6 protein-coding genes are annotated in these 6,706 nt (G+C 56.2%); all 6 read right to left on the bottom strand.

Annotated elements, in window-relative coordinates; translation table 11 throughout:
• The coding region (locus tag NW826_RS10465; protein WP_414510091.1) for a pentapeptide repeat-containing protein at positions 1–737 on the bottom strand (737 nt) is incomplete at its 3' end.
• An 8-nt stretch (positions 738–745) separates the two neighbouring features.
• Positions 746–2,275 (bottom strand): Hsp70 family protein, encoded by a 1,530-nt coding sequence (locus tag NW826_RS10460; RefSeq protein WP_414349289.1) that lies wholly within the window; start codon positions 2,273–2,275, stop codon positions 746–748.
• On the bottom strand, positions 2,272–2,901 hold the full coding sequence (locus NW826_RS10455; protein ID WP_414371763.1) for a helix-turn-helix domain-containing protein: 630 nt from the start codon (positions 2,899–2,901) through the stop codon (positions 2,272–2,274). The genes NW826_RS10460 and NW826_RS10455 overlap by 4 nt, the downstream gene beginning before the upstream one ends.
• A gap of 86 nt (positions 2,902–2,987) precedes the next feature.
• Entirely contained in the window at positions 2,988–3,203 is a 216-nt protein-coding gene (locus NW826_RS10450; protein ID WP_414510090.1) for a DUF2997 domain-containing protein, read from the bottom strand.
• 9 nt (positions 3,204–3,212) lie between these two features.
• On the bottom strand, positions 3,213–3,611 hold the full coding sequence (locus NW826_RS10445; protein WP_414510089.1) for a DUF1257 domain-containing protein: 399 nt from the start codon (positions 3,609–3,611) through the stop codon (positions 3,213–3,215).
• A gap of 297 nt (positions 3,612–3,908) precedes the next feature.
• A complete protein-coding gene (locus NW826_RS10440) occupies positions 3,909–6,266 on the bottom strand; it encodes a pentapeptide repeat-containing protein (protein WP_414510088.1) in 2,358 nt (785 codons plus the stop codon).
• Between the last annotated feature and the right edge of the window lie 440 nt (positions 6,267–6,706).

The raw sequence follows: 6,706 nt of genomic DNA, 5'->3' as shown, positions 1-6,706 counted from the left end.
CCACTCAGGTTGGCCCCGCTCAGGTCAGCCCTGCTCAGGTTGGCCCCGCTCAGGTTGGCTTGCCACAGGTTGGCCCCGCTCAGGTTGGCTCCACTCAGGTCGGCCCCGCTCAGGTTCTTGACATTCACCTGACCGTTGACAATTTCCCAGACCAGCCGCCACTTGGGATCCATCTGCGTCTCGGCAGAGAGCAGGGATCCCCTCAACCTGGCCCAGAACAAGTTGGATCCCTGAAGATTCACTCCCCTCAGGTCAGCCCCGCTCAGGTCGGCCCTGCTTAGGTCGGCACCGCTCAGGTTGGCCCCGCTCAGGTCGGCGTCGCTCAGGTCGGCCCTGCTCAGGTCGGCCCACCTCAGGTTGGCCCCGCTCAGGTCGGCCCCGCTCAGGTCAGCCCAGCGGAAATCTCGCTCTCCGGCTTCATACCTTGCTCGGACATCTCCAACCTGTCGGAGGGGAAGGCGATGGGACTTTGCCACCTGCACATTCTGCGGATCCTCCGCTTCCAGCAGCGTCTCCCAAGCCGCAAACTGCACCTCCCAGTTGGGATCATTTTGCAGGGCCTGGATAACAAGCTCGGCCCCTCTGGATCCGTACTTCAGAGCACCCTTGATTGCTTGGATTCTCACCTTGGGATCCGGACTGTCTAGGGCTTGCTCAACGGCTACCAAGCCTCCCATGACCGGATCGGAGCCGACCAATTGCTGCCCACCCAGAACGGGATCAAAGTTTTCCGCCATCCCTAACCTCAAGTTAACCTCCCAACCACCTGCTGCTGCATAAGGGTCTTTTGAGTTTGCAAATCTACTACCGTTACCCGCAAAGTTCGCCCAGCATCGACGGCAAAGGTGACCTGCAAACGATCCACTCCTACCTGCCCTGGGGGCTTGAGGGGAATGGAAAGCTGCTTGTGGCTCCCAAGGGGACGAAAGCTAGAAGCTGCGCTGCTGTTGCGAATCTGCATCCGACCGTCGGGACCGTAAACAACTTCGGTTGCCCCTTCCTCGGCCATCTCACCAACCACCAGGTTGATGTGGCTTTGTCCATTGGCGTTGGCCTGCAAGGGAGGCAGTTCCACCGTGGCAGGATAGGCCGTGCCGCTCTTAAAGAGAGGGAAAAAGTCGGGCGCCTGCAAATAGGGATTCCAGAGCCGCAGGGCGTAGGTATGGCGGAGATGATCTTGAAGGCGGGCAAACTGGGTGAAGGCCAGAGCGCCGTGGGCCACTGCCTCAAACGGCTTGTGGTACTTAACCTTGTCGCGGCCAAAGAGGCTAATGACCTGATGCTGCACCCCTGGAATGAGGCTGGTGCCACCCACCAACACCACCTGGTGGATATCTCGTTTAGAGATCCCTTTGTTGTGGGCTTTCTCGATGACCTCATCGATGGCTTCTCTTAGCCGCGTCAGCAGGCCGCGCTCTTCCAACAGCTCCTGGAGTTGTTCGCGCTGAAGCATTAAAGTGTGGGTCTCAAAGGAGTCTTCATCCAGCCAGGCCTCGCTGGCCTGAGAATGGCTGGAGAGGCGGATCTTGAGCCGCTCGGCAACCTCGCACAGAACCTGGAAGCTGCTGGCCGGAACCTGCTGTCGCTTGCGGCCCAACTGCTCCAGCACCCATTCGGCAATCCAGATATCGATATCGACGCCGCCACAGCCATAGGCCCGGTCAGTTTTGGCAATGACCTCAGCTCGGTAAGCAGTGCCCTGCTTTGGCTTCAAGATTTTGACCAAAGAGAGGTCGAGAGTTCCGCCCCCCAAATCGACCACCAAAATCAGGGATCCCGGTTCCTGCACCCCGTAGCCCAAAGCAGCCGCGGTGGACTCGTCGAGGAACACAACCTGTTGGATCCCTAGGGAGCCAAACACCTCTTGCAGGTTGTGCAAATAGGCCTCGTAGGCTCCCACCGGCACGGTCAAGATCACCTTATCGGGCTGCCAGCCCTCCGCCTTGAGTTTGGCAAGAAGCTGCTGCAGAAAGATCCGCGTGGCCTCTTGGGCTGTGTAGGCCTGTCCATCCACATAGGTTGGGGCCGGCTGGAATTGTTGAGAGAGATCCCGCTTAAAGCCTTTGAATAGGCGCTTGGGATCCCGTTTGGCCTGGGCAGGTGCCCCAATCAAAAATTGCTGGTTTTGGCCGACAAAGAGAACCGAGGGAATCAGAGGCGGGCTGCCGTCGTAGCGGTGGGTGATCCCTGGTATGTCGATCACAATGGGCTTTCGATTTTGATAGGCACAGACCACCGTATTGGAAGTGCCAAAATCAATAGTCAACGTCGTCATGCTGCCAGGGAAGGTAGAGTGCGACTGACTTTGGCTCGAACTAAAACTTGATCCCTAAGTCGATAGCCCACAAAGCGAACATAGACCGGCTCGCCCGCCTGGATATCCTCCTCATCTGCCTGGTGGCTTTCTGGGTCATAGGCCACCTGTTGCCACACCTGGCCAATGGTTTCCAACTGCCAGTCTTCCAACAAGTTGCCCAGACAGTTCAGCAAAGCCAAGACTTGCTGGGCAGGGTAATCCGGTCGCCTCTGCACAACCTGCTGCAGGGTGGGGTATTGCACCAAAAGAGGCTTGAGCTTTTCCACCAGTTCGGCGCAGATTTGATGGCGCAATTGCCCTTCCTGCTGTTCTAGCTGTTTGTGCAGCCGCTGCACTTCCTGAGCCGTTTCTGCAGGCTCCAATGCTAGCTCGATTCCGCTGAAATCTTGAATAAGGCTCGGCAAGGGCACTTGCAAAATGCTGGCCGCTCGATTGAGATCGGCTAACTTCAGCTTTTCGGCCTGGCCAGTTCTCAGGGCATTTAGGGCTCCTCGACTCAGTTTGGCCTTTTGTCGAAGCTCTCGCCAGGTTGAGATACCGGCAGCCTGCATGAGATTGCGCAGCAGGGTATCATGACTTTTCATTTCACTCCAAAATGGAATCCTAGCCAGAGTCTTTTGGATCCCTTTGGTTAAACCAGACAGGGGATCCAGAAAGGGGTTTGGGGCATTCATAAACGCTCTACCTGACGCTGGACATCTTCTTCTATTTCTATGACTGGGGCCTGGTCATATTCAGGCAACAGCTCCCTTTTTTGAACTGTGCCCAATGCACTTTCTATTTCCTCAGTTAGGTCAAGGCAGCCCTTGCCTTTGACATTAAGCACGCGCTCAATCACGTTGCCATCTTTGTCGATGATGTATTCAACCTGTTGATATTCCGCCATAACGCCTCCTCAAGCCCAGCGCCCCAACACAATCCTGATCTGCCCTTTCTCGTCCACAGATTCCGACTCTACGGTAAACCCCTTCTCCGCTGCCGTTGCAAGGACGGCGTGATAAGCATACCTGCGCTGAATTTTGGGGATAAAGTCGGGAAAGACCTGGCGGTCATATTCAGAGATTATTGCCTCGTAGTGATCGCCCTTCCACTTAAAGCCAATATCGTTGCTAGCAGCACTTAAGTGCTTTCTTCGGATAACAATGTCTGCCGTCTGAGGTCGCCTATCGCCTCGGTAGCCATATAGAGGAAGGTCGGATCCCTCTTCTATGTGAGAGTAGCCAACATCGTTTAGAGCCTTTATCAAAGCCTCTCGGTTCTTAAACTGAGTTTGGATGTACGTGAAGTGCGACATTCTCTCCTCCTAAAGTTAGAGTCTTTCTTGCTTCACCTCACCTGGCTATGGGTGCCCTCTGTTTTTTGACCGAGGAGCACTTGGGCCATCTCTATCTTCGCACTATCCCCTACCAAAGCCCTTAGCTCAGCAAAGGCTGCTTCAAAGTCTCCTTACTTTTTAAAGCAGGCTTCATCCAAAAATCTCCAGAATCCCGCCATAGCAAGGCCACGCCTCTATCCTAAAGCAGCTCTCTTGGATCAAAAAGTGTTTGCTAGGATACAAACCTGCGTGGCCCTAGCCAAAGAACAGAAGCGTTCACTTCTCCTTGTTCTTCTCGGCTGGGAGACGCCGATTGGGATCCGACGTAGGAGGAGGAGGCAGTTGAGGGGTACTGGGGTAACCAAACCAGATGCTCGCCAAACCTTTGAACCAAAGGGAGAGCCAGATCCACTGCCACTGAAAATCAAGTTTTGCGCCTTCTAGGATGGCATTGTCTAGGTTGGATCCCTCCAAGTTGGCGTAGCTCAAATTGGCCTTCCTCAGATTGGCTTGGCTGAGGTTGGATCCTCCTAGATCCGCTCCAATGAGGCTGGCTCCACTTAGGTTTGCCCCGACCAGTTGCACCCCGTTGAGCTTGGCCCAATTCAAGTTAGCGCCGCTCAGGTCAACCCCACTCAAGTTTCTCTTGGAGGCTTGACCGTTGACGATCTCCCACACCAGACGCCACTTGGCCTCGATCTGGGTTGCAGGAGAAAGGATCACCCGCTGCAGACTGGCCAGCTCCAGATCTGCCCCCCTCAGGTCGGCACCGCTGAGGTTGGCTCCGGCCAGATAGGCCCTACTCAGCTTGGCTCCACTGAGATCGGCGTGGGTTAGGTTGGCCTCGCCCAGCTTGGCCCTCTTTAGATTGGCTTCATCTAGGCTGGCCTCGCTCAGATCTGACCCAATCAAATAAGCCTGGCTTAGGTTAGCTCCACTGAGCCTTACCCCGCTGAGGTCTGCCCGGCTGAGGTTGGCCTTTCTCAAGTCCGCCCCTCTCAAGTCTGTTTGGCTCAGCTCCTGCGAATGGGCGCCAGCATGGAAAATCATGAACCACCAGCTACTCTCCGGACTGGCCTCTACAGAAATCACCGTCCATCTCAAGCTAGGCAAGTTCAGGTCCGTCTTGCCCAGTTTGGCTTCGCTGAGGTCGGCCCCGATGAGGCTGGCCCCCCTTAGATCCGCGCCGTTGAGTTTAGCCCGTCTCAGCTTGGCTCCGACGAGGTTGGCTTGCGTCAACTTGGCCCCCACAAGTTTGGCCTGGGCTAGTTCGGCCTTGATCAAGCTGCTTCCACTGAGGTTGGCACCGCTTAGGTCTGCCCCGCTGAGATCCGCTTGGTTTAAGTTGGCCCCCCTCAGATCCGCCTGGCTTAGATTGGCTTTGCTCAACTCTGCCCACTGTAGGTCTACGCCGCAGAGGTTGGCCCCGCTCAGGTCGGCTCCCACCAAGCTCACGCCAGGGAGCCTGATCCCGCTCAGATTTGCCCAGCTCAAGTTGGCCCCGCTCAAGTCCGCCTGAGCTAGGTTTTTTCCCTGAGCGTGGCCGTTGACAATTTCCCAGACCAGCCGCCACTTGCGGTCAATTTGGGTTTCAGGGGAAAGGATAGCTCCCCGCAGGCTGGCCAGTTGCAGGCAAGCTGCGCCCAAATCGGCCCGACTGAGGTTGGCTCCCTCCAAGCTGGCCCACCGGAGGTCGGCTCCCTGGAGGTCGGCTTCCTGCAAGTTAGCACCGACAAGCCTTGCCCCCCTTAGGTCTGCTTGCGCCAAGTTGGCCCCCCTCAGGTCAGCCCAATCCAGGTCTGCCCCGCTCAAGTCTGCCTGAGCTAGGTTTTTCCCCTGAGCGTGGCCGTTGACAATTTCCCAGACCAGCCGCCACTTGCGGTCAATTTGGGTTTCAGGGGAAAGGATAGCTCCCCGCAGGCTGGCCAGTTGCAGGCAAGCTGCGCCCAAATCGGCCCGACTGAGGTTGGCTCCCTCCAAGCTGGCCCACCGGAGGTCGGCTCCCTGGAGGTCGGCTTCCTGCAAGTTAGCACCGACAAGCCTTGCCCCCCTTAGGTCTGCTTGCGCCAAGTTGGCCCCCCTCAGGTCAGCCCAATCCAGGTCTGCCCCGCTCAAGTCCGCCTGAGCTAGGTTTTTTCCCTGAGCATGGCCATTGACAATTTCCCAGACCAGCCGCCACTTGCGGTCAATTTGCGTTTCGGGGGAAATGACGACCCACTTCAGGTTGGCGTCTGCCAGATTAGCTCCTTGCAAGTTGGCGCCAATGAGATTGGCCCCCATCAGGTTAGCTCCCTTTAAGTTGGCTCCTCTCAGATCTGCGCCGCTGAGGTCTGCCTGGCTGAGGTTGGCTCCAATCAGGCTGGTGTGGCTTAGATTGACCTGGCTCAGCCTTGCCCGAACTAAACTGGCCCCGCTTAAGTCAAGCCCCCTTAGATCTAGCCGGCTGAGGTTGCCCCCCCTCAGATCTGCCCAGCGAAAGTCCCGCTCGCCGGCTCGATATCTCTCTTCAGGGTTTCCAACTGGACGTAGGGGAACGGGATATCTTTTTGCTACTTGCACCAGTTGAGGGATGCCAGAGTTCAGTAGGGTTTTCCAAACCGCAAACTGCACTTCCCAATCCAGGGGTTGTAGCATTGTCTGTAGAAAAAGCTTTCTGCTTCTTTCGCCAAAACTTCCCATAGCTCCATTTCCGCTAACGAGATCCCCCCTTCTAGGAACTAACTGAACGGCTTCTGAACCACCGGCAACTCCCTCAGCTTCAGCCTGTCCACAGTCTCTTGTAGCCACGGCCCACCCCCTGTTGGCTAGCTTCGTCTCTATTTTTACCTTGACCCTGGAGAGGTCTCAAGTCAAACTTGAGGGGTTCTCTCCAGGAAGTCAGTCTTAATCGAGTCTTAAGATTGTCTAGAGCATTTCAAGCACGCCAGGCTTGAGAAGAGGAGTTCAAACCTGGAAAAGGGATCCCTTGTGCCAGACAATTGAATTGATGGTTATTTCAAACTCGATTAAGACGTTCTCTAGGCACTCCGCGCTGCCGGTGCGTTCGCGACTGCGTTGCGTAGCAGTAACAACAT

It is taken from the genome of Synechococcus sp. OH20 (assembly GCF_047502685.1).
GTDB lineage: Bacteria > Cyanobacteriota > Cyanobacteriia > Thermostichales > Thermostichaceae > Thermostichus.
The sequence above is the reverse complement of the archived record's forward strand: the minus strand, read 5'-3'. Positions and strand labels throughout refer to the sequence as shown.

What these genes read in the sequence shown, in the direction of transcription:
- NW826_RS10460 (WP_414349289.1), bottom strand. Translation starts at nt 2,275, where the DNA reads ATGACGACGTTGACTATTGATTTTGGCACTTCCAATACGGTGGTCTGT.
- NW826_RS10455 (WP_414371763.1), bottom strand. Translation starts at nt 2,901, where the DNA reads ATGAAAAGTCATGATACCCTGCTGCGCAATCTCATGCAGGCTGCCGGT.
- NW826_RS10450 (WP_414510090.1), bottom strand. Translation starts at nt 3,203, where the DNA reads ATGGCGGAATATCAACAGGTTGAATACATCATCGACAAAGATGGCAAC.
- NW826_RS10445 (WP_414510089.1), bottom strand. Translation starts at nt 3,611, where the DNA reads ATGTCGCACTTCACGTACATCCAAACTCAGTTTAAGAACCGAGAGGCT.
- NW826_RS10440 (WP_414510088.1), bottom strand. Translation starts at nt 6,266, where the DNA reads ATGCTACAACCCCTGGATTGGGAAGTGCAGTTTGCGGTTTGGAAAACC.